Raw genomic sequence first — 26,125 nt, forward strand, 5'->3', positions numbered from 1 at the left:
CTCAGCGGTTGAATACGGCCATGGATTGGAAAATGTTGGTTGGCATGCCTGCATTGATGCTCTGGTGGAGCAGCTGGAGCGACCGGCTCAATTCGGCGACCTGCATCCCCTTCTGATACTCGGCACGGAGCATGTCGCGCGCTTCCTGCTCGATCTCCGCCAGGCGCGTGAGAATACGTTCCGAGGCCATCACGGCATCTGGTCCGCCCTTGCCGGACTCGTTTTGCAAGGCATTGCGCAGCGTCTTGGCCAGGTTTGTGAAGTAGGCGTAGGCCACATCGACCGCGACCAGTTGGGCATAGTCTTCCGTGATCCGGTCGCCACCGGGGATGGCACTCGCCACCGAGAGCATCTTCCACACCGGCAGCGATGAGTTGCCGATCAGCGCCGTGTCCATCGAGGTTTGCCCCCCGGCATCCCGATTGATGATCTTGTCGCGCATTGAGGCAATCCGGGTACGTACCTGCCGGGAGAATGGGGCGACGGTGAAGGCCGTTTCTGAAAACGCCGGCGAGAGGCACTCCGCCAGATCCGATCCACACTTGAGGCCGGGCAGGCTCACGGTCGTGGATGAGCCATCGCCCACGAACTGCCGGAAGGTCAGCTTGCCTCCCGGCAGGTAAGTCCATTTGGCTTTTTCGTCAGCGTTCTCGCCTGGCGGCGTGACGATGACGGTGCCGGTCAGACTCATCAATAGCTCACGCGTCTCGTCGGTGACGCCCGACACCCTTCCCAGTGCCCGCCAGACGACATTGCCCGGATCGAATATTTCGCGGGCACCCTGCGAGGTCGCCTTTGCCGCCGTGCGGATGTTCTTGGCCGTCGTCCGGCTTTTCTTCCACTCGTCCCAAGACTCGAAGACGTCACCGAACATGTTGAGGCTGGCCCCTGCCGTCTTGCCCTCCTTTTCCTGTACGCGGTCGGTCACCATGCTGCCTACCGCACTGACGATGCCTTCGGCGGCCTGGCAGGAGTTGATGTTGAGATTGTTCATCTTCGTCGCCTGGTCCTGCAGGTACTTCAACAAGTCGCATAGGTCTGGCGACATCGAGCACAAGGCCATGTTGAACGCTGCGCCGATGGCGTTGTTGCCGATATTGCGCAACAGGGCGACGAACTGCTCCTTGTTGATGAAGGAAAACGATCCGGCAAAAAGATCGATCCCGCCGCAACCGGCTGTAAATGAGGGAGGCGCAATGCTGGCGAGCTGGTAGTTGCGGACCGGGGTGCGCATGTACAGGCTGCCACCGGTATAGAGATTCATGGTTTGCCCGCGGTAGGCATTCGGTCCAGTGACATTGCCGTAGGCGCCGATGTCGTTGAACCAATCCTGCATCGACTGATTGACCGTTGCTTGCGCGGGAGTAGTCAGCAGGCCGACACAGCAAACCGCCATCCCTACGCTCCAACCTTGCTTACCCATGCGACTCTCCTTCAATACAACTCACCCGGCTTGGTTTGCGTCAGGACGTAAATCCGTTCGACGATGTCCTGCGCGGACAGCACGCCAGATCCCACGGGGATCAGGCGACGATCTTTGACGTTGCCGAGTACCACCATGGGGACGACGCTCACGCCCAGCGCCGCCGACATGCCGTTATCCCGAGCAGGCTGTGGAAACTCTGGCAAACCGACGCCATCGAGGGAAACGGGAAACACGGTCAGGCCGAACTGTTCCGACAGGTACTTGAGCGTCGGCGCCAGACGATGGCAATACGGACAGTCCGATCGGAAGATGAAGAACAGACCCCATTCCTTGGCGATCGCAGACAAGGTCTGCGTTTCCTTGCGTGCCCGGTCGCTGTCCCTGACCTGTATGGCGGCGTTGTTGGAAGGATTGCGCAGCTGGTAGTTGAGATCGGGATTGGCCCAGATGACCCGCCGCCATACATCGGAAAACACCGACGCCCGGTCCATCAATGCTTCCTGAGCGACGATGTAGGACTTGAGGTTCTCCTGGGTGGGCTTGAGAATCGCCAGTGCCCTCTTCTGCTCCACCGACTCGCGAAGCTTTTTCAGATCCTCGACCGCCTGTTCGCCTTCCGTGTTTTCCTTGCTCGGTTTCGCGGGAGGAGGCTCCAGCGGTTCATCGACACTGAGGTCGCAATACCAGTGGAAGCGCGCCTCGCCACATTGCCACGACGACGGGTAGTCGAGTCCGGTTTGCCCCCAGGCCGGTAAAGTTGTCATCAGCGCCATGGCCGCGATATGTCGCATGAAGCGTCATCGCCCCGAGGTCGCCGGGGTAGCCGGGGCCGGGCTGCTCGCCAGCGCTTCGACCCGATCCGTGAGATCGGGAATAGCGGCATGGGCAGCCTTCAGCAATGCCGCTGAATTCATCAGAGCACATCCGCACTCGCGACTGGCCTGTTCGAGTGCTGCATCCAGGCGATTTCCAAAGGCTTTGGCGTCCTCAAAAATCCGCCCCTGCTCCTGTGCGTCGATACCTGGCTTCACGCGTTCCACCAAGGATTTCTGCTGTTTGGCCACAATCTGGGCAATATCGACTCGCCCCAGTCGCGGGGATCGCTCCCGTTCAACACCCCACCACAAAGCCAGTGCAATGCTTCCCGCGGCAAGTGTCAGAACGCCAGTTGCCACGTGTGCTTTCCAGGTGGTCATGTGCGTGACTCCCGCTGGGCGACCAGTTGCTCGATGGCATCGGCCACGCTCACACCTTGCTCGCGTAACCGCTTGATGGCTTCATAGTCCTCGGCGCGTGTTGAGTAGGTCAGCATCGAGAAGGGATCGAGGATCAGCCGTCCCAGGCCCGAACCCATCGGCGAATGAATGTAGATTTCTGAGTAGTAGCCATGCTCGGTACTCACCGACCCGAGTTGCCGCTTGAGCCACTCGTCGAGGGACAGCTTGCCTTCCTTGCCGAGACGCTCGATGTTTTCCGGTTTCTGGCGCAGCAGAAACAGCCAGTCGGCATTGTTGATGGCCGCCTTGGTCGCCTCGTTCTTGTAGTAATCGTCGACCGACTGGGTGATCGTGCCGAACGAACCGCCGTATTTCCGTGCCCGCCGATAGCCAGCCTCGATGAATCCGCCGCTGGCGCCCGTCCCCATCAGATCCCAACTCTCGTCGATGATGACCAGCTTGCGGCGCGAACGGTCCCGGTACATCTCCTGGGTAATGCGGTACATGATGAGCTGCATGACCACGGATTGAAGATCCTTCTTCGACTTGAGCTCTTCCAGCTCCAGAACGACGAAATCCTTGTCGAACTGGATGTTTGACTCGCCTTCGAAGTAGCTGGCATAGACACCATGGCGGGTATAGGGCTCCAAGGCCGTCGCCAGCCTGCTGAGATCCCGTTCATACTCGCCTACATTCGACAGGCGTCCGGTTTGCAGCAGTTCGTAAATATCCGTGATGGTGGCCGCCCTACCCTTGGCATCCCAGACCCGCTTGATGGCCGACCCCAAGGCGGTATAGCTGTAGTTGTCGAGCGACTCGCGCGGACTCGCCATTTGGGCCAACAAGGGCAACACCATTTCCATGTCGGCATTGATGTCGATAATCATGGAGAAGGGATTGAGACAGATGGTGTTCTGCCGCTCATCGGAGAATTCGATGAACTCGCCATCAATCAGCTCGCAGAGGTTCTTGTAGGAACGGCCGACGTCGATGATCCAGACCTTGGCTCCAGCACCCAGGTATCGGTAGGTCATTTCGTTGACGAACACCGACTTGCCTGAACCGGAGAGCGCTGCAACCGCAAAATTGAAATTACCCCCCGTGTTGTCGAACAGGTCGAAGCCGATGATTTGCCCACGCCGACCAAACAGGGTCATCACCGGCGTTTTCGTCCCCTTCCATTCAGCGATCAGCGGCGAGGTCATCACCGCGTTGTCGGCGGTCTTGGTACTGATGCGTCCGAACTGTTTCAAATCTCCCTGGAGAGACGGTGTCAGGGTCATCGGCAAGGTCGCCGCCAGGGCCTGATGCTGGAGATAGAAGTCCTTGGTCAGATCGAAGCCACGCGCTCGCCATACGGCACGAACCGAATGCTCGCTACGCGAAGCATCCTCCACCTTCGACAGAAGGCAGACCTGGTGGTACATGCCGACGACGGTGCGGCCACTGTCAAACGCCTTCAGCACCATGTCCCAGTCACGCTTGCGCTCCTGTAGATCCGGCTGAAAATGGGCGAGGTAGGAACCGGCGCTCTGGGTAGCCCGGGCCGCTTTCATCTGTGCCCGCGTTCGCGCGGACTCGTAGTCGAGCGCTACGGCGCCCATGGTGATGAGAAATGGGCACGGCATCGACAGGGCCAGTTGATACGGATCGCCGATCAGGTAGTTCATGCCCGAAAGTCGAAAGTAGCGCGGATACTGACGTACCGAAAACAGTTGCAGCACCGACTCCTCGCCACCGGCCTTGCGAAACCGGATGTCGCCGTCACCGACACGCGAGGCGATCTCGAGGTTGGATAGCTGGCTACGCAATGGCAACTCGGCGTTCCACGTCAGGGATTCGGCCTTGCCACCGCCGAACAGGCGTGAATGGTCGAAGAAATCGGCCACAAAATTGATCAAATGGTCAGGGCCCCAATCGTGCCCCGGCAGGTGCGCCGATTTGAGCGTCGCATGAATACTTTCTCGGATGCGCAAGGCCTCATCGACATCCGCCGGCAGTTCCGGATCGAGGGGCAGTACCACCGAAATGATTGATCGGAAGTCCCGCAACAAATAGGTCTGGTGGCCGAAGATCGATTCACTGGTGCCCTTCAGGTAGTGATCGATCCGCCGACGGGCAAGATGGCGATAGATATTGTCGTGACGGCGCTGGATCGATCCCTCTTCCTCGTCCTGCGAGGAGGCCGGCAGCAGGTTGGCCTGCTCGCGTAGCGTCGGCAGAATATGGGGACTACCGTAGAGCGACACCTGGATTCCGGTACCAGGCGGACACGACACGAACAGGCTGGCCAGCACCTTTTCCATTTCGTCGTTGGCGCCGGTTTGCGGCAGGGTCTCGATACAAAAGCCGATGGCGTGTTCTTCCCGCTCACCGAAGCCACCCTGATCCAGCGCAAACAGGCGAGCATCCTCCTGCCAGGCCAGATAAGGCAGGATTCCGGTCAGCCGCGGCATCTGGGCGATTTCCCGCAACAGTTGCCTCGGCAAACGATCCGCCTCGGCATTCCGTTCTGGCAGAAATGCTTCCCGCAGTATTTCGGCGAACCCCATTACTCCAGCACTCCAGCCGTGCTGCCTGCCGGACGTGGCGGTGGCATGAGCAAGGGCGATGCGGACTGTGACGGCAAGACAGGGGATACCCGGTCCATCTGCAACGACTGGCGTTCCCCGGCTTCGGGTGCCTGTGGGGCAAATGCCTTTGGCGCCATGATCGGACGGTAGCGTTCTGTCGCCTGACGGCGGGAATGATCGATCTGCCAGCGGCCGGCATCGACCACCATGTAGAAATAGGACTGGTCGTGGAGCACTTCGTCCTCGTCCTCCCATGGCGCCAGCCAGACACGACGAACCTTTTGTGCACTGCGTAGCGGATCACCGGCTTGCAGGCTGTTCTTCGTCAGCCGTGCCGATACCTGCCCGCTGTCGGCAGGCTTGCTGGCGTTGCCCTGCGGGCGTTGTCCGGGGAGGTTGTTTTGGACGGCATTGGCATAGACACCGGAAAGTGAGGCGCAGGAAATTCCATCGGGCGCTTTGCAGGAGAAGCCCCCTTGCCCGTCCAGGCCAGTCATCAGGCTGGAACAGCCAGTGAGCGCCAATGCCAGGGGCAGCAAGCGGATCATCGAGGCTTTCATCGTGCCGTCTCCGCCAGCCATTGCTCGATACGCTCCCTCGGTGCCGCGCCGGGCAACAAGCGGCCGTCACTCGAAATCAGGGTCGGCGTTCCCTGAATGGACAATCGTTGGCCCAGCTGGATATTCCGTTCGACTGGATTGTCGCAGGCAGCTTTCGTTGGAATCTTGCCGGAACGCATCAACTCGCTCCATGCGCCGGCGCGATCCTTGGTGCACCAGACCGCGACCGCCTTACCTTTCGCTTCCGGGTGCAGGCCTTCCATCGGATAAAGGAAGGTGTAGAGCGTCACGTTGTCGAGCTTGTCCAGTTCGGTTTCCAGTCGACGGCAGAATGGGCAATCTGGATCTGAGAACACCGCAATCACCCGCTCACCTTTACCGCGAACCGTCTTGATTGCATCAGCCAACGGCAGGGTATCGAATGCGATCCGGGAAGCTTTCTCGACCCTTTCCGCTGTCAGATCACGTTGCTCCTTCATGTCGAACAGGTGGCCAAAGATGAAGTAACGCCCGGTACTGTCGGTATAGGCGGCATTCCTTCCCATCACGACCTCGAAGAGCCCCGGCAGTTCGGACCGCTGCACGCGTTCAATCCTGGTGGCCGGATACAGGTCTTTCAGCTTGCTTGCCAGGGCATCAGCCGATTCATCCGCTGCGCGAGTGACGGACGTTGCAAGGCAGAGGGTCGCCAGCAGTGCAGTGGTGGCCATTGGACGGTAGGTAGCGATCATCGAGGACTCCTGTCTGAATTCGATAGAAATGGTGTTGGGTTGTGTTTAGCCATGTTGGATCAAGGTTCCAGAGGCTTCTTCTGGACCTCGCGCCCCCGACGCCAGATGTCGGTGTAGGTATCGGGCGTTCCGCTGGCACCTTCGGTCTCCAGCGAGAAACCCTTGGTGAACACCACATCCACGGTGCGTCCGGCATCGACCTCGATAATCGGAAACATCTTCTCGGCCAGCGTGATGTAGTACTGGGACAGGCGATCAAGCGCCTTGCCTACGCCGGTACCGATACCGGCCTGCAATTGCTTGCCGGCATCGACGGTGCCGATGGTGCCGAGGGGACTCGTTGAATAGGTCGTCGCACTCTGCTGGAACGCCTGACCGATACCGGCACCGATGCCTGATACCAGTGCATTGGCCAGGACTTGTCCCTGCTTGCTGACCAAACGCCCTCTCATGCCAGCCTTGCCATCCTCGCCAACCACATAGCCTTTGACCGGCACATCAATCGCCCGACCGTCATGCCGAACACAGGAGAGCGATTCAAGCCGGATATAGGCACGTTCAGAACTGATATCGCCATGACTGGCCCCCAGCGCGTGACATTCCTTGATCTGAAAACGGTAGCGATTGGGCAGGAAGGCGTTGTCCTGCACCCGCATGAGCACCGGATGGGGATTGCTTTGCGCTTGACCGCCGGTCGGCGCATCGAGGCCACCGAGCAAGGCCGCACGGAAGAACGATCCCGAGGGGACATAGCTGCGTGCCTCCTTTTTTTGGTCAGCTTTTGCGATTTGAGTCGGAACGGCCAAGCGCGCATCGCTGACCTCGAACGAGGCGATACCAGGTAGCCGTGGTGGGTTTGCAGGTTCCATGGCAACGTCCAACTCCCCAGGCTTCCGAGTCGGCAGGCCGGCGGTCGATTGAGGACCACCGGGTGGAGGTGGCAAGCTCACTGACGGCATGGTGCCCGGAGCGGCCAGGGTCGGCATCGGCGCTGGCGGTAAAGGAAGAGACAGCGCTGGCGGCATCGTCGTCGCCGGCTTCTTATCCAGCGTATCAACCTGTTGCCGCAAACCCTGGATCATGTCCTCCATCTGGCGCATCTGTTCGGCGCTTTTACTCATCCAGATATCGCGTGGATCGGCCTGGGCTCCCGGCGAGGCAATCGGCATGGGTTGCGGTCGGGACTGCACGGTTCCTTGCGGCAACGGCACCGGCTTGTCCCAGATGGCTACGCCACCAAACACCAGCAGCATGAAGCTGGATACGCCCAGACCGAGAATCAGGTACTGGCGATGCTTGGGCGACAGCCGGGCGATCGTGCCCGACACGCGTGAGGTCGCAGGTTCAGCCATCACGCCCCTCCAGCACGACAAACACCTGGGTCGCCTCGCCGGGTTCCAGCTCCAGTGTTTCGATCATGACCGCCAACACGCCACGACGATAGAGTTCGCGTTCGTCGATGACCATCCGGGCTTTTGAAACGTTGGTCAGCTGATACTTTTCCCCGAGCAAAGAACCATCGAGGGTGCGCACCAACACGAACCGGGCCTCATTCCACAACGGCACGATCTCGAGACGATCACGCGCCACCATGTCTTCCGGCTCGGCATCACGCGAGAGCGCGAGCAGCACACGCCGAATGGCTGTATTGCGCGGATCATCGGCAGCATTGGCCACGGCCTCCTGACGCAAGCGGCTGCGGTCACGGATGACCACCGTTTCGGCCGGAATATCCTCGATCTTCAGGTTGAGCTTCCAATGCCGACCGGCATCGTCGGCGACAAACAGGCTGATCATCGGCTTGTCGGTGACCGGCTTCAGGTAGGCCACGCCGGTTTCCTTGTCGGGATTGACCTGGAATTCGCCTTCAACACCCTGAATCCGGCGAATCTTGCGACCCTCGATGCGGATCAGGTTGGGCTCGCCGCGCGAGATCGTGGCGGTCAGGCCATCGTCCGGACTGCCTTCCAGATACTGACCGGCGATGACGGTGCTTGCGCTACCGAGGAATAGCAGCGCCACCAGACGCCACAGGCATTGCAGCGCTGCTGGCAGCACCGAATGGATCCTGATCGCTGGTTTCCTTGAACTCGGATACATGGAGTCTCCCGTTGAGATAGCGAAAGCCGACGACATAGGCGGTCTGCTTTTCGGCAGCCTTCTTGTCGCTGACCCAGGTTTGCAGCACGCCGGAGAGCGCCACTTTCATGGCGTTCTCGTCGACCGTCATGGCCTGCGTGGAAAACTGGGTCGAGGCGTTGTTCTTGCGAATAAATTCGGCACGTACCCCGAATTCGGCCTGCAAGCGGCCGTACTCGCTGGGGGCGGCATACTTGAGAAACTGGTTCTTTTGATAGTCGGCGATGTGGGGCGTGATGTTTAGTGCTAGTCCCGCATACCAATAGGCCATCTCCTGCAAGTATTCGGTGGAGACCTTCTGCCCGCTCACCCAGAAGGACGTGTGGATGTCAGGGGGAACCAGAATGGTCCGTTCCGAACCGGCAACGGTGAGCGCGGCCCCTGCATTGGCCAGCAAGGCGAGAACGAGACCGCCTACCGCAATCCGCATGAAGTAGATTTCGTTGCGCTGGTTATCCCGATCAGCAGTGAATCGACTGAATTTCATGGCTCAGCCCAGGAAGAAGCGGCAATGGGAGGGTGGCGTGGTGCGTGCCCGGATCACGATCCAGCTCGGCAGCCACCAGTACAGGGCATGCAGTGCGAATTTGGGATGCTTGCCGGTCTTGAGACGCCCGTACTGCCAGGCCACCAGACCGCCAAAAATCATCCCGGCCATCATCGCGCCCGATACCACCCCCGTACCCATCACGAGCAGGAAGAGAATGGCCTGATCGAAATCCCACCAAAGAAAGCGCTCCTGCGCTTCCAGTGATTTCGGGATGTAGCCGATCTCGTCCATCTCGTGCTCAGATCGTTGCCGTCAGGATGCCCGACGCGATGGTCGGCGCGTACTGAAGAAATACGGCAAAGCCGATTCCGGACAGGATGGCGATCGGGTTCAGCCGTGCCAATGAAAACAGCGCCCCCAGACCGATGGCTGCCACAGCCGCCGCCTTGCCGAAATAACCCTGAACCAGACCAGTGAGCCAGGTGTAGAGCCCCTGGAATTCGGTACCGGTCGTACCGGCCAACGCGCCAGTGGCGGTGCCCAAAAGAACGAGCGCGAGGACCGCACGAATCCATTCACGACTGTTTTGCATGACTGCTCCCTTGTAGGTCAATAAAACACTTGATCAACCAGCCCAAGCCAAGACCGACGGAAATCCCGCCCAAATGGGCTTCAAATCCGTTTTCGATCGGCGATCCCGGGGCCAGAATGCCGATGGCGATAAAGCCGCCGGCGATGGCGATGTCGCGGATGACTCCGCGGGTATGGGGTAACTTCACTTCATTGCGCTCCCTGCTTGTTGCCAACCGCATCTCGTCCCAAGACGCGATGCACCAGACGAACCTCGACGCGCCGATTGCGCTGACGTGCGCTCTCGGTCTTGTCGCTGTCCGCAAAACAGCACGCTCCCTCGGCTGACAGCACGATGGGCGCTTTCACCCCTTCCCTGAGCAGCCAGTCACGAACATGCTCGGCACGTTTTCTTGCCAGACGGTCGTTGAAGGCTTTCGATCCGATGTCGTCGGTCCGGCCATAAAGTTCAATCCTCGTCGCGGCTTTTGCGACGGCCAACAGATCGAGAATTGCTTTGAGGCCCTGCGGCGTAGGCACAGCCTTGCCAAACTGAAAATGGACGGTGCGTTTCTCAACCGCTTCTTGGGGTGGTGGAACTTTGGGGGCAGCATCAACCGCCTTGAGTGAATCCGCTGATTTCTGCGCACGGGCGGGAATATCCACCACCGCCAGTGTCTTGCGGGTCGGTGAAGGGCACCGGGATTCAGGACACGCCAGAAACTCTCGATTGATCCAGCCGATGGCATAGCGAACCGGATCGTGATTGGCCAATTCAGGGGCATTGGCACATCCGGACATCACCATCACCATTCCCATCGAAACAAGTGCGCGCATCAGGATCGCCTTGCCTTCAAGGCCGCCGCCACACGATGGGCATAGACCACGCGCTTGCTTGGGCTCTTGGCGTTGTAGGCGCCGATGGCTTCCCATCCATAGCCATGCGCACGTATGCTTTCCGCCAGAATCCAGGCACCCACATGCGTGTTGAGACATGGATCGATCAGTGCCCTACGGTCAATGCCATGATTCGCCAGTACGCGCAGCCAGCGACTGTTGATCTGCATGTGACCAATATCTTCGCTGCCGTCGCGATTCACATTTCTCGCCAGCGGATTCCCGTTGGATTCAACTTGTGAAATGGCGCTCAGTAATACCGGTGAGACACCGTATCTTGTCCCGGCCTGCTCAAAGCAACTGGCATGTCCGGCAACGGAAAGTGACGCAAACAGGATGGCAACGGGCAAGCGATTCATGGCCCGCATGGTAGGGACCGAACGTCACCTTGCGTCGCCGAAATGTGACCTTTACGGGCGCATTTCAAAGATCAACGAAAGTTGATTTCACGTAGAGCGCGGCACGTGCTTTCGATATGATGACGGTTTTCCCGTCACCAACTGCCCCAGACTGTCCCGAATGATCATTAAACACGCAGACAACAAATCGCAGGACATCGAAACGCTTCAATCCCTTCTGTCCCATCCCAAGGCCATAGGCGATACCCGCAAGCGGATCGAGCAGGAAATTCGCAATATCAATGCGGGGATGCGTGGAGAGAACGAAGCCGCGCACGAGATGAAGGTTCATTACGGCGACTCGAAAAACTGGGCGATCATCCATGATTTGCGTGTCGTACACGGAGACTTGGTCGCTCAGATCGACCATTTGGCGATCAATCGCTGGCTGGACATCTGGGTCTGCGAGAGCAAACACTTCTCCGAGGGGGTCTCCATCAATGACCACGGCGAATTCACTGCATTTTTCGCCAGCAAGCCCTATGGAGTCCCATCTCCCATTCAGCAAAACGAGAAGCACATCCTTATCCTGCAGCGCATCTTCGACGCAGGAACCGTCGAATTGCCCAAGCGCCTAGGCTTCACCATCAAACCCGACCTGAAAAGTCTGGTGCTGGTTTCCAAGGGTGCCAGGATTTCTCGACCGAAGACCAAGATTGATGGCATCGAGTGCATTATCAAGAACGACCAGTTCTTCAAGCACGTCGACAAAGCCGTCGAGGGAATCGGGATAATCTCGACCGCCGCAAAGCTCATTAGTAGCGAAACGCTGGAGAGCGTAGCTCTACAGATTGCCAAACTGCACAAGCCAATCCGTTTCGACTGGCAAGCCAAGTTCGGTCTGGGCGCGATTGAACCACCGCCTGAGCCAACGAAATCCGAGAAACCCAACCATGTCCCTCCACCGGTATCGGTGAAGCCATCCGCCCCGGTACCCGCAGCACCTGCTCCCGCCGCGTCAAATTCTGAAACGCCGATCTGCCGTAGTTGCGGTAGCGACAGAATTTCCGTGCAGTACGGAAAGTTCGGCTACTACTTCAAGTGCTCAGCTTGCGATGGAAACACACCGATCAAGATCGGCTGTGGTGTCGATGGTCACAAGGAGCGCATCAGGAAAGAAGGTAGGAAGTTTTTCCGGGAGTGCGCGGAATGTAAGGCGAGTACGCTTTATTTTGAGAATCCGGAGTAGCTCTTATTGCTTCAGTTCGGCCGAAACTGGCGACGGGTTTCAGTGGAGGCAATGAACACAATGTAAAAAGCAGCCGCCATAGTCTTGGACATTGCTCTCTTTGAACAGTTACAAAAAGCAGGGGGAAACAATACGGTCCCAGACGGAAAGTGCAAAACCTAGGGAGAAATGAGCAATGCAGGTCACACGTATCCATATCGAGAATTTTCGTGGTGTGAAGGACGCGACCCTCGATTTCACCAAGCATGCGGTACTTCTCGGGGACAACAATACTGGCAAAACAACAGCGCTAGAGGCGCTCGATCTTGCCCTTGGTCCCGACCGGTTAAACAGGACACCGCCGGTCGACGAACACGACTTCTACCAGGGAAGATACGCAGCTAACTCCAAGAAATCAGTGCTAGGAGATCAAGGCGAAGTCGGACTAAAGGCACCAGACGTCGAGAACGGTGAAGCTGACGCAACGGAAAATGGTGCTGGCGCGGTGGCTCCAGCCGAAGATCAAGCGCTGAAGATAAGGGTCGACGTCACAATTGTTGATCTCTCCGAGGAGCAGCGCAATCGATTCGGCGACTACATCGAGTTCTGGGACGACGAAGCGAAGAAGCTATATCAGGAAGCAACTCCAGAAGGGGTTGATGCTGACTCGATCTCTCCTGCGTTGCGCGTTACCTTTGTCGGAGAATACAACCCAGAAGAGGATGACTTCGAGGGCAAGTCGTTTTTCACGCTAACACTCGCAGATGGCTGCGCACCCCAAGCATTTACGAAAAAGGATAAGCAAGTCTGCGGGTTCCTGTATTTGCGTTCCATCCGCACAGGCTCCCGGGCCCTGAGCCTCGAACGTGGAAGCTTGCTGGACATCATCCTGCGGCTCAAAGAAGTGCGGCCCCAGATGTGGGAAGACGCAATCGGAAAATTATCTACTTTCTCAGTCGCAGAAGACCCGAGCCTCGGCCTTTCTGGAGTTCTTCAAAGCATCAACAATGCATTGAAGAAGTACGTGCCAAGGGAATGGGGCATCGAACCACACCTCAAGGTCTCGAACCTCACCAGGGACCATTTGCGAAAGGTGATCACTGCTTTCATTGCAACCGGCGATGGAACGCACGCTGCCCCGTTCTACCGACAGGGGACCGGCACGATCAATATGTTGGTGCTAGCAATGCTTTCGCAGATCGCCGAGGACAAGCAAAACGTCATCTTCGCAATGGAGGAGCCAGAGACTGCCATACCGCCCTACGCGCAGAAGCGCATCATCCATGAGGTCCGTAAGCTGGCATCACAAACGCTATTCACGTCGCACTCTCCTTACGTCTTGGAAGAGTTCTCACTGGAAGAAACTGTCATCTTGTCCCGCGACTCCGCCGGAATGTTGAAGCAATTCCAGGTCTCGCTCCCGGACAGCGTCAAGCTCAAGCGCTACCGGCAGGAGTTCAGGACCAGGTTTTGTGAAGGCTTGCTGGCCCGTCGCGTCCTAATAGCTGAGGGTGCGACCGAAGCTTCGGCATTTCCGGTTGCCTGCCGGCGCCTAGCTGAGCTTGATCCGGCGAAGTACTCCTCTATGGAATCTCTCGGTATTTGTGTTGTCGATGCTGGCGGCGAGGGAAGCATCCCTGATATGGCGAAGCTGTATAAGGAAATCGGGAAACGGACGTTTGCCCTGTGCGACCTGCAAGACGCTGCGGCCCTAGCCCAAATCAAGAGTCAGGTCGAACACGTCTACATGCACAACGAGAAGGGCATCGAAAACCTCATCCTGAAGAACACACCACAGGAGGCGATGGAGAGGTTTTGCGACTTACTCCAATGGCCCACAGACCTGGCGGGGAAGTTTCCGAATCCAAAAGGTGACGTCATCAACGCACTCATGGCGTACTTCGCGAAGAAGAAAGGTGACTTTGGAATTGCGGAATACCTCGCCCAATGTAATGAGGCTGAAATTCCGATATGGATCAGAGAATCTTGTGTCCATCTAAGGGAACTATGCATGCCACCACCCGTGCCTGCTGAAGCGGCCATAGTGATAGGTGATATCCCGGGCGGTGATGACGATGAAACTCTCTGATAAGCAAATCGAGGTTCTCGACACCGAGGGCCATCTCCTAGTGATCGGCGGCCCGGGAGCAGGAAAGACGACAATCTCCATCCTCAAGGCGGCTAAGGTCGCCGCATCCCTAAAGCCTAGTCAGGAAATCTTGTTCCTTAGCTTCGCGCGAGCAACCATTAGCCGAGTCATCGAGGCAATCGAAAACGAACACGACATTCCGAAAGCTATCAAGTCCCGAATCAACGTCGAGACCTATCATTCGTTCTTCTGGCGCATCCTGCAGACTCACGGATATTTGCTCGGTCTCCCGAGACCGCTATCGATCCTGACTCCCGCCAATGATGCAATTGCACTATCGGCTATACGAAGCGAGTACAAGGCCGACGGCAAGCTCAGCAATGCGGAGAAGGCCGAAAAGAAGGGCAAGCTGCATGCCGAAAGGCTTCGGCTGGCCAGAGCCGAGGGTAGAGTGTGCTTCGACCTATTCGGCAGCCATGTCGCCGAACTTCTTGAGCGAAGCACACGACTTCGTCAACTGATTGCAGCTCGTTACCCCATTGTAATTCTGGATGAGTTCCAGGATACAAACACTGATCAATGGCGAGTCGTGCAACAGCTTGGCCTTGCGGGCACGTTGATCGCTTTGGCGGATCCTGAACAGCGCATTTATGACTGGATCGGCGCAGATCCAGCCCGGCTCGACCAATTCCGCGCAACGTTCAAGTACAACGAAATTGTGCTGCAAGGTGAGAACCATCGCAGCGCCGGAACCGAAATTCTTCTCTTTGGAAATGATGTCTTGACGGGGAAGTTTTCGAAAAATATGTACCTCGGCATCGAGATCAAAACCTATCCCTCGAATGAGAACGAAGCATGCACTGCGCTCGTCACCCAGACGTATGCCGCTCGCAAAAGGCTCGTCGAGTTGGAGAAGAAGGAGTGGTCACTGGCCATCCTTGTTCCAACGAAGAAGATGACCCGCGCCGTTTCGGATGTCTTCAGGAATCCGCTCGCGAAGATGCAACCGATTAGGCACTCAGCCATAGTCGATCTCGACGCAGCCATACTGGGAGCCGAGCTCGTCTCATTCATGTTGCAGCCGCCGAGCCTGTTTCATCTCGATGGGGTAATCGACCTCTTGTGCAACTACTTCCACGGTAAGGGCGGCGACTCTCCGACGAAATCAGCTCTTCAGCAGGCGGCAGGCATTCGTAAAGCGTTTGGCCTCTACGCGGAGAAGAAAGCTGCGGGCAAGCCGCTGCCCAAAAATAGCATCATTGTGCCGCTCTTGCAGACATACGAACAACTGAGAGCAATCGCCCTCACGGGAGATCCGGATCAAGACTGGCGATCGGTCAGAAAGATCATGGAAAACGGTCCCTGCATCCGCTTGAAAGAAGTTGCCATCGAAGTCAAGAATCTCCGCCTGTTGGAGCGTGGAACACAACTGCGCCAAGAGCTTTCGCAGGACTGGCGGACCTTCAGGCGATACGAGAATGCCCTGAACATCACAAGACAGGCTTTTGTACGCGAGCACTTCGCTACTCAGTCAAACCCCGAAATTGGCGTCATTGTCATGAACATGCACAAGGCAAAGGGAAAGCAGTTTGACGAAGTCATCATCTTTGAAGGTTGGCCCCGTTACGTAAAAAAGAAGATCGTGGCTAATCCAGACCGAATCGTGAGAGCAAATTTGAAAGACAACATCGATGATCAGGCCAGACAGAATCTTCGAGTCAGCATCACACGAGGGAAGCAGCGAACGACGATCCTGACCCCGCAAGAGGATCCTTGCGTAATTTTTATGTAGCTGATCCCGCCACTTGCGTCTCAGGTGACTAAATCGGGGTCGAATCGATGTGAGTGCCGTTGCCTCCGACTCCACAAATCGACTGCTCGATGGAGATGGCTGTGTCTTCACAGTGACAACAGAATTCGAGTCTGATGTTCAATCCGCGCATTGTCCATGCGGCAGGTGATGCAATGCTGACGAATGACGCGAGCCAGACGGATGGCTGATCAGGCCGAACAGCATTAGTAGATTAAAGCCGCTTCTGCAAATTGCTCACCCACAACCAAAGCGAGTAACCCAGAGATACTGTCAGGAAAGGCGCAATCAAGGCTGGGACAGGAATCGGCATAAGTATCCATCCGGCCAAACCAATGATGACAATCCACATTACCCGGATTCCAAGCTTGTGTCGTATGGGGCTTTGTGCCACGAACGAGTACTTCCGGATTTCCCGCATATAGTGTCCATCCAGATAGGCGACGATCACTAACGGAATCCCCGGCAACAGCCATCCCGACAAGACATTCAAACGGTACCTCACCAGTCCCAGCCACAGCCAGGTGGCTTCGATCCGTGATCTTGTCCATTGGCTGAAGCCCTGATTGCCTAGCGGGCCATCCCCCATCGCATCGGCATCCTGGAGAAAAGCCCTGAAATCACGGGACATTGACTGCTGAAGTTGCCCCATGGACTCCGCAAACATCCGTTGTTCGCCCTCCCCGGCCAACGCATGCACTTCGGCCCGTTCGTGCATCCAAGCGGCACGAATGGTGGCAGGCGGAATAAAGACCCACGTCGCCGCCACCAGAATGAAAACCCCAAGCGCTACGACCATTCCTAGACCTGAATCGTTCGGCCGGCTCATTGCTTGTCAGTCACCAATATTGGGATACGCCCCTTGAGCGTACGACCACCGGAAAGTCGCGCAATGAAATGCAACGGCGGCAACTCGCCCAACATGGCCGCGGGAAACAGCTCCGCCTCTTCCTCAAGAATTTGTTCCTGATAGGAGGCGCTGTATTCGTCGTGAATGTGCGTATCTACATTGTGCCCATAGCGAAGCGCCATTGACCGCACCTTGGTTTGCGGCATCCCTTCGGCGATGTATTTCTGAGTCTCGGAATCAAGCACACGCAGGGCAATCTTATTGTTGGTGTTGGCCAGCACCTGTCGCGCCTTGTTCTCATCGCCCAGTCGGCTAGCGAAGTCGGCGAATGTCTGCGTCGCAATCGTCACCCTAAAATCCGCGCCGCCGCCTTTGTTCATCAGCTGGATGGCAGGTTGGTTCAAGACCTCGGCAGCCTCGTCGATGAACAGATTGACCGGCGTCAGTGTCTGGATGCCGTAGTTGTAGCGATCACCCGCCACGGCCGCCAGATCGGCAAGCATGATGGATCCAATGGCACTCCCCACTGTCGAGTCGGCAAGTGAATCCAATCCGATATAGACCACCTTGTTACCGCGGATGACCTTCGACATGTCGGTCACCAGCCGCTCATGGCCCGGATCAAAGTCGGGCGACAGCAACTCTTGCAGCGGATCGCTGGTCAACATCGACAGGATGGGAATCAGGGAGGCGATCATCTTCTGGAAGTGATCACGGTTATGCTCGAAGGTCGAGATCAAGCCATCCAGATCGACCGACTGCGCCTCGTTGATCGCCACTTCCTGATAAAACGCCACGTAAGCCTGCAAGGGCCGATCCTTGTAACGGCGCAGGTAGGACGCCACCCGCGACTCCCAGTCACGCACATTGTTGGTGAAGTGGATCTTGAGGGCCTGGAGCAGCAAGCTTTCCGGCCCTCCCTCGACATAGCGACGCAACTGGACCAGATTAGGTCGGTTGCCGGTCGCTATCATTCCGTTTGTGATGTCGTTCAATACCTTCCAGCCGAAGGCCGTAAAGGGATCGGCGCCCGTTTCTGACGGAATCAGGGCCGCTACGCGACTGGCCAGCTCCGTCTTGCGGTTCCAATTTCGCAAGGGATCGATACAGGCAGACCGATCCGGATGCGCCGGATGAAAATAGACGAATCGATCCCCTTCCCCGTTGGCTTCGCAGACGGCACGGGCGTTTTGGGCAAGGCCGTGATCCCCCTTGGGATCGATGATGATGACCGTTTCCCCACGAAAAATCGCCTGGGCAATCAACACATCGAACAGGCGCGTCTTGCCAACACGCGTACTACCGACGATCAGCGTGTGTCCCACGAGATTGGCCACTTCGGAAAACAGATCGGTTTCAGCCGCCAGTCCATGCACCCAGTAGGCGCCCTCATGATGCTGTGCCACACGGCCAATTGTGCGTACCACGCCCATCGACATCAGCGTATGGAGCTTGGTGGCCTCAATGTCCGACCAGGGGAATCCCCGTCCCAACCAGTATTGCTTGGCCGCCGCCGCTTTACGAGCCAATACCTTCAACGCATCGAGGGTGATGAACTCCTTTCCAAAGTGCTCCAGCCGTTTATCGACCACCATCCGCCGATAAGCCTGAACACCCCGAATCGCACCGCCGAAGGCGCAACCAATGGCCAGCATTGCGCCAAAGCCACGAAACACAGGTGCCCAAAAGGAAATCAACAGGATTAGCAGAGCGCCGCCCGACCAAACCCACACCATGCGCGCCTCGAAGTTCGGCCGCCATGGCACTTCAAATTCATAGGGAGACGATGATCGAGACATCAAGTTGCGTCATTCAGGTCTAGCGCAGGTTTCCTGCGCCGTCACGTACCCCCTGCGAAATCAGGTGCATCAGCGCTATCCCGGACCATATGGCGACCGGCCACTCCATGACCGGAACCCAACTGGCGATGATCAACCCAAACTGGATCACAATCGACAACAGGGCCAACGCAGCAGCCAGACGCCGATTGATGCGCCCGCCAGGACTAGCCATCCAGAGCAGGATAGCCATCCAAGCAAGCGTGACGCCAAATGCTACTGTGATCGACCGGCTGCGGACCCATTGTTCGGTCACACCACCGACCAGCACAAAAAACAGCAGTGAGCCAAGAAACCCCTTATCGTCCGGCATCGCTTTCCAGTCCCCGCGCATGCGGAGAAACTGCCAGCTATGCAAGGCCAGTGACGCCAGCAACCCAGGATTTCGAACTTTCATTTCGCTTCCCTCCAAGAATTCGTATGCCCCGTAACGTGGGGTAACCGATGCAATCAGTTCCAGTGGAGGCACCATTCACGCGTGCGCCGAAACCTCGCATTGCCGGTGTTGTTACGCGACACCGCCGGCTGGTCGCGAAAGGTTGCTGATCGACAATCCACAGTGATCGAACACCTTCTGCAATTCATCTTACGGATTTCTTGAAAAATGCAACTTCGAAATCCGCCCTTTATGGACGCATTTCGGTCACCACTTATCCACAGACCCGGTACGAACCGAAGAGTTATCCACGTGAAATCTGTCCCACGATGTCATCAGCCGTCATCGATTGCCTAGCATGGGGTTCGAGGCATAGGCCTCTTTTGCCCCATGTGACATCTGTCCCCACCCTATGTGACATCTGTCTCAGAAACACGTGACATCTGTCCCGGACATCTCCCGTAATCCCAATACCGGCAAGGCTTTTAGCCAGTCCACAAGTAGTTCATGTATTTTTTCAAGTAGGTGCAAGTAGTTCACTGCCCTATCCCTGTGGAAAAAAGTAGGGATTCGCAAACCTGCTCGATGGATTGCATCGTCATGCGAAATGGCTTAATTTGACGTCATGTCGCTGCCAGTCATCTCACCCTGTCCGTTTTGTGGATCACTTCAAGTTTCCTGCATCGAGATCGATATCGATGAATGGTCGGTGACCTGCGAGTCATGCAAGGCCAATGGTCCATCGAAACCCGAGGCGACCACTGCCATTGAGAGCTGGAATTCAGTAATCCCCAAACCCGTCAGCAAAGAAGATCACGCTGGCTTGCTGCAGCGGATCATCCAGAAAGTCGCCTGAAACCCCGCTCTAGAAGGATCGAGAGTGCTTCACAGCCTGGAGAGCTTGGCGTCTCCGGTATGACGGGTATGCAATCTGCTCGCCCCCACGAAAAGGCCGTTCTCCTTGGCGGTCACGTTGGCTTCGGGATAGAACAACTGAGCCTCTTTGAGCCTCTGCAAAAATCGCTTCTTGAAATCAATCAGACCACGCGGGCTATCGCCATAGTCCGCCCCGAACTGTAGTTTCAGGGAATGCCAAGGTATGACCACGCCCGGGCGATTTTTGACACGCAGCAGGAAAATTCGATAGACCAGCCAGGCATAGATGTCCATGGCCAGCGGAGACTTAGAGAGCGCACGCAAGACCCGTAGGTCGATCGGCACCGGTGAGTCGGTAATGTTCTTAAAGAAGGAAGCGGACAACCGCAATGTGCTTTCCCATAGCATCCGGTCATCTGGCCGATGGGGATCCCACAATACAAACGCCTCGTCGGCGATCGGCATGTTCTTCAATCCGACTCGACCATCGCTTTGATAGCTGATGGAAAGCATTGATGAGAACAGTCGCAACGATTGGGTGCGCAATCGCTGGCAGTCTCGTCCGTCCGTGCGCATCCCGAGTTTTCTCAAGAATTCGTTTTGACTCCGACCGAGCCCCAACAGTGGAGTCTTGGTTCGCACGGCTTCCGTACAGATCCAGGCCAGCAGCAGCCGCGGCACCGTGCCATAGGGCAGTCCGAATTTCGGATTGGCGATGATTGACAGGGAAACCGCGCCACTGGTGCGCTCGAAGAACGGAACTCCGGGATCACTGTGTGGCAACGTAGTCTGCACCAGCGCCTGACCAAGAAAGCCAAGTGAGTCACCGTCCCCATTGCAGGCGGTCATATCCGCCGCCATACCAATCAGCCGGTCGGTACGATTGGGCCGCACCAGGTTCGTCATTGGCGACCCCGGCGATATCGAGCAATGCAGCAAAGGCGACCACGCCCTTCCGGCACAATCCCCACGAAATTCATCTGGATCAACATGTCCAGACTTTTAGCAGTCTGGTTTGCGACCGGGCGTTTGAAATCCGCCCTTTCCGGGCGCATTTCGACAACCGGGAATCAGTGATGTACGATCAATTCATTCGTCGGCGTATGGCCTCAATCCTTGGGGACAACATGCCCTTGCTGTCGCGATCACTTGCCGTGCCTGTCCAGATGCTCTGAAGTACTACTCGCGGTAGCTTATGCGAATGGCGATGACCTGCAGGTACACTGGCGGACTTCTACAGAAACTCGCTTGGCTTAACCGATTTCATGCCGATTGCTCTTGTGCCGATTTCACAATACAACGCTTGCTTCCCGATTCCCTTCGCTGACCAGGACCGGGCCGGATGATTTTTCAGCCGGGATTTTTTGGTCGCCTGTTCTCGGCATCAGGCAAATGGGTGGCCGCAATTGATGGCGACCATCTCGTCATACGCAATGGCGGCACGGATACACGAGTTGTCCTGAATACAATCCACCACATTGAAATAGGCAACGGACTGATTTGGCCCGAACTGCAGATTAACGTGGAGTCCACGCCGATCCAGCTAGGCGGTCTGGTAAAGGAGCACGCGGATAGATTCCGGCATGTTCTCAAGAAAAGCGTTGCTGGCAGTCTGTTTCGCGCCATCAAACCGGCATCCAGTTCGATTCCGGCGCTCATGGAGCAACTTGAGTCCTTCTATCGACTTCCTGGCTATCTGGCCAATCGCGATGTAACCCTGTGGCAAAACGGCCTCGATGCTCACCAAGCAGGGTTTCGTCTCATTCTGGACACCCTGCGCCATCCATTATTTGACACATCGCTGGTCTCTCAGGATCTGAAGACCAACATTCAGCGACTTCTGGATTTGCTGACGGGTAATCGTCAGGAACTTCAGCAGCGCAATGAACGCTTTGTACGTGCAGAAATGAATCGGTGGAAGCACTTTTTCGACACTGTGGAAAGCCGCCCACTCACCGAAGAACAGCAGCGTGCGGCCATCGTCCTCGAAGACCGCAATCTGCTCATTGCTGCCGCCGGTTCAGGAAAGAGTTCAACGGTCGTCGCAAAAATCGGCTACGCCTTGGCCACCCGGTTTTGTCAGGCACCACAGATACTGGCCCTCGCCTTCAACCGATCCGCGGCCGAAGAACTCGACTCCCGGATTGCAGAGCGTCTGGCCGAACAGATCGGCGAAAGGGACACGGTCTCCTCCCGCACGTTTCACCGGCTGGGGATGGACATCATCGCGGCCGTGGAAGGCAAGCAGCCTGACCTGGCACCCTGGGCAAACGAAACACGCGACAACGAAGGCAAGGTTATCGAAGAGATCATCCAGGCGCTGGCGGAGAGCGACCGGTCGTTTCTGGAGCGCTGGGTCAAGTTTCAAGCCATTTGCTTCCGCCCTAACAAGGAGCTCCCGCGCTTCGAGACGCAGCAGGACTACGATGCCTACCTGCGTCAGGTCGGCGAAGATCGCGATGGCCACAAGGGCATCCGAACCTTGAATGGCGAACTGGTGAAATCCATGGAAGAAGTGGCGATCGCCAACTGGCTTTTCATGAACGGCATCCCCTACGAGTACGAACGATCCTATGAGTACGAGACAGCCGATCATCATCACCGTCAGTACCATCCAGACTTCTACTTCCCCGAGATCGATTGCTATCACGAGCATTTCGCCCTCGATGAACACGGGAAGGCCCCCGCCATCTTTGCTGGCGACTATGAAGAAGGCGTCCGCTGGAAGCGGATGCTTCATTCGCAAAAGCAGACCGCCCTGATCGAAACGACCAGTGCCATGTACCGATCTGGGACGCTGTTCTCCCATCTCGAAAACGAACTCAACGCCCGCCAGCAGGCCTTCCGCCCCAGATCCCCCGAAGAAATTCTGGCTCGACTGGCAGAGCAAAAGTCACCCTCCTCGACTGGGTTTATCCGCACCTTCATTACCCTGTGCAAGTCACGCAACCAGACGCCAGACCAGCTACGTGACAAGGCAGACCTGCAACGCGACCGATTCCGAGCGCTGGCCTTTCTCGATGTCGTCGTACCCGTCTTTCAGAAGTATCAGGAAAAGCTCGCAGCACTGCGCTGTGTGGACTTCGAGGACATGATCCGCACGGCAACCCGTTATGTCCGGGAGAAGAAGTTTGTTCATCCCTACCGAATCATTCTGGTCGACGAGTTTCAGGACATTGCCCACGGTCGGGCAGCCCTCGTCATGGCCATGCTCGAACAGAATCCGGATTGCCGACTGTTTGCCGTCGGTGACGACTGGCAGTCAATCTATCGATTCGCGGGATCGGACATCGCGATCATGTCGCGCTTCCCTCATCACTTTGGCGTAACGGCAACCAACTATCTGACCCGGACATTCCGATCCAATCAGGGCATCACCAATGTCGCAGCGGGATTCATTCAGGCGAACCCGGCGCAACTGACCAAGACCGTCCATGCCGTCGATAGCACCCAGGAGGCCACGATCCAGATTCTGGAATATGGCAAGGATGAAGATGTCGAGTCCCTGCTGGAATCCGAACTGGTCACTCTTGCCGAGGTCGCCCGCTCCGAAAAGCGAATCCTCCGAATCTTTCTTCTCGGACGCTACAACCACCATCGACCGGCCGTGGTCACCAAGTGGAAAAAACGCTTTGAACGGGAACTGCACCTGGAGTTTCTATCCCTGCACCGATCTAAGGGTCTGGAGGCGGACTACGTTTTCATCCTGGGGGTCAATTCGGGTTCGTACTCCTTCCCGAGTGAGATCATCGACGACCCACTGCTCGATCTGGTCCTGCCCATACCGGAAGATTTCGAGAATGCCGAGGAGCGCCGCCTGTTCTACGTCGGCCTGACGCGCGCCAAGCGACGGACGTATCTGCTCACCAAGAAGTCCAGAATCTCCAAATTCATTCCCGAACTGCTGAACCCCCGATTACAAGGAACGGTGGTTTATCGCAGCAGCAAGCAGGGGGAACATTCTGCGCATGTGGAACCTTGCCCATCCTGCGGCACGGGGATCTTGCGTGTGATTACGGGGCCGTATGGCCCATTTATGGGATGCTCGAACTATCCAAGTTGCACGACAAAGCGGAAACTGCCACCCCAAGACAATGCGAGACAGACCAGTAGGCTGCAATAACCGAATCGGAGAATCAGCGCCATGAAATCCAATTTCGTCTTGATCGACTACGAAAACGTCCAACCAGAAGCCATGTCTGCACTGGTCGAGGAGCACTTCAATGTAATTGTTTTCGTTGGCGCCAACCAGGCCAAAGTGTCCTTCGAGGTCGCTTCAGCATTGCAACAGCTTGGTGATCGAGCGCAGTACATCAAGATTTCAGGGAATGGATCGAACGCACTGGACTTCCATATTGCCTTCTACATCGGTGAGCTTGCCAGCCGGCATCCGAACGCATTCTTTCATATTGTCTCGAAAGACACTGGTTTTGATCCACTCGTTCAGCATCTCAAAACAAGGAAGATTCTGGCCAGCCGATCCAAGAGCGTCGTCGATATTCCCATCGTCAAGGCAGCCTCGTCGAAAGCCCCGTCGGAACGAATCGAAATCGTCGTTGCTGACCTCAAGCGACGTGGCGCGGCCAAACCCCGAACCGTCAAAACGCTAAGCAGCACCATTCAGGCCATTTTCCAGAAGCAACTTTCGGATGAAGAAGTCACGGGACTGGTTAACGGTCTCAACAAGAAGGGGATTGTCAAAATCTCTGGGACCAAGGTTGCGTATTCGCTCCCGGAGGACTAGACCATGACCGTGCCAAAGAGACGGAAGACCCGTTCCATGAGCTAGTGGACACGTAAAATCGCGCCTTGGATTCCGAAAATGGGGACGTCATGAAGGATGCGGTTATCGTATTTTCCAGAAATGGCCTTTTCACCACCACCGTCACCGCTCGTGACATCCATAGTCATGAGCATGCACGAAAGCTCTGGCCGCTAGTTACCCCATCAATACCGCGCCAGCTGGTAACTTGGGTAAAGCCTACCTTTGTCCAGCAGGAACTCAAGCGGCGCTCACACTTCAGGACATTACCCAGCGCGAAATGTCTCAGCGTTACACAGATTTTCGAGCAGGAAGAGGCGGCTCGTCACAAGGCTGTATGTGAAAGTCCTGAACATGCTGCCGCAAAGCGCATGGTCGCTGACGCACTTCGGCAACGTCTACAAAAAGGCATCGCCATGCCGTGGTACTTCAAAGACCCAGATAGCTCCCAGTATCATCTCGCAGGAAATCTGCTTCTTGGCGCTGAAGCCGTTCATACCGAAGAGTCAGTCAAGACATCCTTCGGCTGCGACTACCGACTAGACATTGCTATTGTCTCAAAGCAGATCAGCAAAGATCCTATTCTTTTGGGCGGGATCGAGATCGAGTGGGAGCATCAGTTTGATGGCCGAAAGGCACTCATTGGGAAGTCCCAAGCGTTTCCCTTGATATCTATCGACATATCGGGAATGACGCTGGAGGAAATTACGCCCGAATGGGCTGATGCCGCTCTGACCGCCACAGCCTACTCCAGCGACACAGGCCAACGCAAAACTTACGTCTATCTGCATGATCTGCTGTACCCATTGTATTTGCAGCTTCCTAGCGGATTAGTCAAGGATTCGCGCCACCAGTTCATAGTGTTTGCACCAGACAAGGATCTAACGCGTCTAGAGAAATGGGCCAAGATGCTACAAAATTTGATGGGACTACCAAAGTCGGCAATGGCTGTATCCATTGTCAATGCGAAGAGCGAGCAATCAAAAAAGATGCTTGAGAATGCAGGACAGGTTGTCGGGGCTGATTGGCAGAGCATCAATAGCCAGCAGTGTTTGAGGCTGACCGTTGATCGGCCAAGTCCCGTCGATGTTGCCTCCCATATGTTCCACCTGTGCTTGGCTAACTTGTTTTTGTCCCACTCGGATAGCTTGGTCGGCTACAAGTACATGACCGGTATTCTCAACGAAGATCCCGCTGAGGATATTTGGCAACATCCAAAGTGGAATCCCGAATTACGGCAGTACGATTACCATCGGATACTACCCAAGCGATTAGCTGAACCCCGGTCACGCATCCTTGATGTCCTGAACTCGCTCGGGCAGGCGGTACAGGAATCCTGCTGAGGTAAGGGAGTT

General features: G+C 56.5%; 25 protein-coding genes. 7 read left to right on the top strand and 18 right to left on the bottom strand.

Going from position 1 to position 26,125, the window contains the following annotated elements; all coding sequences use genetic code 11:
- Position 1 precedes the first annotated feature (1 nt).
- The 14 genes from SUTH_RS09410 to SUTH_RS09475 are packed head-to-tail and all read right to left on the bottom strand — an operon-like array spanning position 2 to position 10,962.
- Positions 2–1,423: a conjugal transfer protein TraH gene (locus tag SUTH_RS09410; RefSeq protein ID WP_084207324.1), complete on the bottom strand. Its 1,422-nt coding sequence runs from the start codon at positions 1,421–1,423 to the stop codon at positions 2–4.
- Positions 1,424–1,434: 11 nt separating this feature from the next.
- Complete coding sequence (locus tag SUTH_RS09415; RefSeq protein WP_052473483.1) at positions 1,435–2,217, bottom strand: conjugal transfer protein TraF; 783 nt, start codon at positions 2,215–2,217, stop codon at positions 1,435–1,437.
- A 6-nt stretch (positions 2,218–2,223) separates the two neighbouring features.
- Positions 2,224–2,622, bottom strand: a complete 399-nt coding sequence (locus tag SUTH_RS09420; RefSeq protein WP_041098819.1) for a hypothetical protein — start codon at positions 2,620–2,622, stop codon at positions 2,224–2,226.
- Positions 2,619–5,195 carry a type IV secretion system protein TraC gene (gene traC, locus SUTH_RS09425; RefSeq protein ID WP_052473484.1) on the bottom strand — a complete coding sequence of 859 codons (2,577 nt, stop codon included), beginning with the start codon at positions 5,193–5,195 and terminating at the stop codon, positions 2,619–2,621. The genes SUTH_RS09420 and traC overlap by 4 nt, the downstream gene beginning before the upstream one ends.
- Positions 5,195–5,776: a TraV family lipoprotein gene (locus SUTH_RS09430; protein WP_052473485.1), complete on the bottom strand. Its 582-nt coding sequence runs from the start codon at positions 5,774–5,776 to the stop codon at positions 5,195–5,197. Before SUTH_RS09430 ends, traC begins: the two co-directional genes overlap by 1 nt.
- Positions 5,773–6,507, bottom strand: coding sequence for a DsbC family protein (locus SUTH_RS09435; RefSeq protein WP_231850985.1), 735 nt, complete (start codon positions 6,505–6,507; stop codon positions 5,773–5,775). The genes SUTH_RS09430 and SUTH_RS09435 overlap by 4 nt, the downstream gene beginning before the upstream one ends.
- A 59-nt stretch (positions 6,508–6,566) precedes the next feature.
- On the bottom strand, positions 6,567–7,859 hold the full coding sequence (locus tag SUTH_RS19415; protein ID WP_148312900.1) for a TraB/VirB10 family protein: 1,293 nt from the start codon (positions 7,857–7,859) through the stop codon (positions 6,567–6,569).
- Positions 7,852–8,529 (bottom strand): type-F conjugative transfer system secretin TraK, encoded by a 678-nt coding sequence (locus SUTH_RS09445; RefSeq protein ID WP_041098821.1) that lies wholly within the window; start codon positions 8,527–8,529, stop codon positions 7,852–7,854. Before SUTH_RS09445 ends, SUTH_RS19415 begins: the two co-directional genes overlap by 8 nt.
- Entirely contained in the window at positions 8,507–9,133 is a 627-nt protein-coding gene (traE, locus tag SUTH_RS18435) for a type IV conjugative transfer system protein TraE (RefSeq protein WP_052473487.1), read from the bottom strand. Before traE ends, SUTH_RS09445 begins: the two co-directional genes overlap by 23 nt.
- A gap of 3 nt (positions 9,134–9,136) precedes the next feature.
- Complete coding sequence (traL, locus tag SUTH_RS09455) at positions 9,137–9,427, bottom strand: type IV conjugative transfer system protein TraL (RefSeq protein WP_052473488.1); 291 nt, start codon at positions 9,425–9,427, stop codon at positions 9,137–9,139.
- A gap of 7 nt (positions 9,428–9,434) precedes the next feature.
- Positions 9,435–9,728: a TraA family conjugative transfer protein gene (gene traA, locus SUTH_RS09460; RefSeq protein WP_041098823.1), complete on the bottom strand. Its 294-nt coding sequence runs from the start codon at positions 9,726–9,728 to the stop codon at positions 9,435–9,437.
- The gene (locus SUTH_RS19065) at positions 9,712–9,915 is read right to left on the bottom strand and encodes a hypothetical protein (RefSeq protein WP_041098825.1); all 204 of its coding nucleotides are present in this window, start codon (positions 9,913–9,915) and stop codon (positions 9,712–9,714) included. The genes traA and SUTH_RS19065 overlap by 17 nt, the downstream gene beginning before the upstream one ends.
- A gap of 1 nt (position 9,916) precedes the next feature.
- Positions 9,917–10,543, bottom strand: coding sequence for an OmpA family protein (locus SUTH_RS19070; protein ID WP_052473490.1), 627 nt, complete (start codon positions 10,541–10,543; stop codon positions 9,917–9,919).
- The gene (locus SUTH_RS09475; RefSeq protein ID WP_041102104.1) at positions 10,543–10,962 is read right to left on the bottom strand and encodes a lytic transglycosylase domain-containing protein; all 420 of its coding nucleotides are present in this window, start codon (positions 10,960–10,962) and stop codon (positions 10,543–10,545) included. The genes SUTH_RS19070 and SUTH_RS09475 overlap by 1 nt, the downstream gene beginning before the upstream one ends.
- A 160-nt stretch (positions 10,963–11,122) precedes the next feature.
- Here SUTH_RS09475 and SUTH_RS09480 point away from each other — a divergent pair, with 160 nt between their 5' ends.
- The 3 genes from SUTH_RS09480 (at position 11,123) to SUTH_RS09490 (ending at position 16,050) form a co-directional block, all read left to right on the top strand.
- A complete protein-coding gene (locus SUTH_RS09480) occupies positions 11,123–12,190 on the top strand; it encodes a nuclease-related domain-containing protein (RefSeq protein ID WP_052473491.1) in 1,068 nt (355 codons plus the stop codon).
- A gap of 175 nt (positions 12,191–12,365) precedes the next feature.
- The gene (locus SUTH_RS09485) at positions 12,366–14,258 is read left to right on the top strand and encodes an ATP-dependent nuclease (RefSeq protein WP_052473492.1); all 1,893 of its coding nucleotides are present in this window, start codon (positions 12,366–12,368) and stop codon (positions 14,256–14,258) included.
- On the top strand, positions 14,245–16,050 hold the full coding sequence (locus SUTH_RS09490; protein ID WP_041102107.1) for a UvrD-helicase domain-containing protein: 1,806 nt from the start codon (positions 14,245–14,247) through the stop codon (positions 16,048–16,050). The genes SUTH_RS09485 and SUTH_RS09490 overlap by 14 nt, the downstream gene beginning before the upstream one ends.
- Positions 16,051–16,282: 232 nt before the next feature.
- On the opposite strand, the gene SUTH_RS09495 is transcribed toward SUTH_RS09490, so the two are convergent.
- The 3 genes from SUTH_RS09495 to SUTH_RS09505 are packed head-to-tail and all read right to left on the bottom strand — an operon-like array spanning position 16,283 to position 19,153.
- Entirely contained in the window at positions 16,283–16,867 is a 585-nt protein-coding gene (locus SUTH_RS09495) for a DUF4400 domain-containing protein (protein WP_041098827.1), read from the bottom strand.
- 26 nt (positions 16,868–16,893) lie between these two features.
- Entirely contained in the window at positions 16,894–18,717 is a 1,824-nt protein-coding gene (traD, locus tag SUTH_RS09500; protein ID WP_041098829.1) for a conjugative transfer system coupling protein TraD, read from the bottom strand.
- 19 nt (positions 18,718–18,736) lie between these two features.
- Positions 18,737–19,153: a hypothetical protein gene (locus SUTH_RS09505; protein ID WP_041098831.1), complete on the bottom strand. Its 417-nt coding sequence runs from the start codon at positions 19,151–19,153 to the stop codon at positions 18,737–18,739.
- A gap of 604 nt (positions 19,154–19,757) precedes the next feature.
- Between SUTH_RS09505 and SUTH_RS20355 the strand changes: the two genes are divergently transcribed.
- Positions 19,758–19,988 carry a Lar family restriction alleviation protein gene (locus SUTH_RS20355; protein ID WP_084207330.1) on the top strand — a complete coding sequence of 77 codons (231 nt, stop codon included), beginning with the start codon at positions 19,758–19,760 and terminating at the stop codon, positions 19,986–19,988.
- Positions 19,989–20,017: 29 nt separating this feature from the next.
- Here the strand turns inward: SUTH_RS20355 and SUTH_RS09510 are convergent, their stop codons facing one another.
- Complete coding sequence (locus SUTH_RS09510) at positions 20,018–20,914, bottom strand: replication protein RepA (RefSeq protein ID WP_052473493.1); 897 nt, start codon at positions 20,912–20,914, stop codon at positions 20,018–20,020.
- Between the two features lie 436 nt (positions 20,915–21,350).
- On the opposite strand from SUTH_RS09510, the gene SUTH_RS09515 reads away from it, so the two are divergent.
- From SUTH_RS09515 to SUTH_RS09525, 3 genes are all read left to right on the top strand, one after another.
- Entirely contained in the window at positions 21,351–24,131 is a 2,781-nt protein-coding gene (locus tag SUTH_RS09515; protein ID WP_052473494.1) for a UvrD-helicase domain-containing protein, read from the top strand.
- 21 nt (positions 24,132–24,152) lie between these two features.
- A complete protein-coding gene (locus tag SUTH_RS09520) occupies positions 24,153–24,752 on the top strand; it encodes a PIN domain-containing protein (protein WP_041098833.1) in 600 nt (199 codons plus the stop codon).
- Positions 24,753–24,817: 65 nt separating this feature from the next.
- On the top strand, positions 24,818–26,113 hold the full coding sequence (locus SUTH_RS09525; protein WP_231850986.1) for a hypothetical protein: 1,296 nt from the start codon (positions 24,818–24,820) through the stop codon (positions 26,111–26,113).
- The last annotated feature ends 12 nt before the right edge of the window (positions 26,114–26,125 follow it).

This window comes from Sulfuritalea hydrogenivorans sk43H (assembly GCF_000828635.1).
GTDB classification, from domain to species: Bacteria; Pseudomonadota; Gammaproteobacteria; order Burkholderiales; family Rhodocyclaceae; genus Sulfuritalea; species Sulfuritalea hydrogenivorans.

Coding starts and splice junctions, on each gene's coding strand:
- SUTH_RS09410 (WP_084207324.1), bottom strand. CDS start 1,423: ATGGGTAAGCAAGGTTGGAGCGTAGGGATGGCGGTTTGCTGTGTCGGC.
- SUTH_RS09415 (WP_052473483.1), bottom strand. CDS start 2,217: ATGCGACATATCGCGGCCATGGCGCTGATGACAACTTTACCGGCCTGG.
- SUTH_RS09420 (WP_041098819.1), bottom strand. CDS start 2,622: ATGACCACCTGGAAAGCACACGTGGCAACTGGCGTTCTGACACTTGCC.
- traC (WP_052473484.1), bottom strand. CDS start 5,195: ATGGGGTTCGCCGAAATACTGCGGGAAGCATTTCTGCCAGAACGGAAT.
- SUTH_RS09430 (WP_052473485.1), bottom strand. CDS start 5,776: ATGAAAGCCTCGATGATCCGCTTGCTGCCCCTGGCATTGGCGCTCACT.
- SUTH_RS09435 (WP_231850985.1), bottom strand. CDS start 6,507: ATGATCGCTACCTACCGTCCAATGGCCACCACTGCACTGCTGGCGACC.
- SUTH_RS19415 (WP_148312900.1), bottom strand. CDS start 7,859: ATGGCTGAACCTGCGACCTCACGCGTGTCGGGCACGATCGCCCGGCTG.
- traE (WP_052473487.1), bottom strand. CDS start 9,133: ATGAAATTCAGTCGATTCACTGCTGATCGGGATAACCAGCGCAACGAA.
- traL (WP_052473488.1), bottom strand. CDS start 9,427: ATGGACGAGATCGGCTACATCCCGAAATCACTGGAAGCGCAGGAGCGC.
- traA (WP_041098823.1), bottom strand. CDS start 9,728: ATGCAAAACAGTCGTGAATGGATTCGTGCGGTCCTCGCGCTCGTTCTT.
- SUTH_RS19070 (WP_052473490.1), bottom strand. CDS start 10,543: ATGCGCGCACTTGTTTCGATGGGAATGGTGATGGTGATGTCCGGATGT.
- SUTH_RS09475 (WP_041102104.1), bottom strand. CDS start 10,962: ATGAATCGCTTGCCCGTTGCCATCCTGTTTGCGTCACTTTCCGTTGCC.
- SUTH_RS09480 (WP_052473491.1), top strand. CDS start 11,123: ATGATCATTAAACACGCAGACAACAAATCGCAGGACATCGAAACGCTT.
- SUTH_RS09485 (WP_052473492.1), top strand. CDS start 12,366: ATGCAGGTCACACGTATCCATATCGAGAATTTTCGTGGTGTGAAGGAC.
- SUTH_RS09490 (WP_041102107.1), top strand. CDS start 14,245: ATGAAACTCTCTGATAAGCAAATCGAGGTTCTCGACACCGAGGGCCAT.
- SUTH_RS09495 (WP_041098827.1), bottom strand. CDS start 16,867: ATGGTCGTAGCGCTTGGGGTTTTCATTCTGGTGGCGGCGACGTGGGTC.
- traD (WP_041098829.1), bottom strand. CDS start 18,717: ATGTCTCGATCATCGTCTCCCTATGAATTTGAAGTGCCATGGCGGCCG.
- SUTH_RS09505 (WP_041098831.1), bottom strand. CDS start 19,153: ATGAAAGTTCGAAATCCTGGGTTGCTGGCGTCACTGGCCTTGCATAGC.
- SUTH_RS20355 (WP_084207330.1), top strand. CDS start 19,758: ATGTCGCTGCCAGTCATCTCACCCTGTCCGTTTTGTGGATCACTTCAA.
- SUTH_RS09510 (WP_052473493.1), bottom strand. CDS start 20,914: ATGACGAACCTGGTGCGGCCCAATCGTACCGACCGGCTGATTGGTATG.
- SUTH_RS09515 (WP_052473494.1), top strand. CDS start 21,351: ATGATTTTTCAGCCGGGATTTTTTGGTCGCCTGTTCTCGGCATCAGGC.
- SUTH_RS09520 (WP_041098833.1), top strand. CDS start 24,153: ATGAAATCCAATTTCGTCTTGATCGACTACGAAAACGTCCAACCAGAA.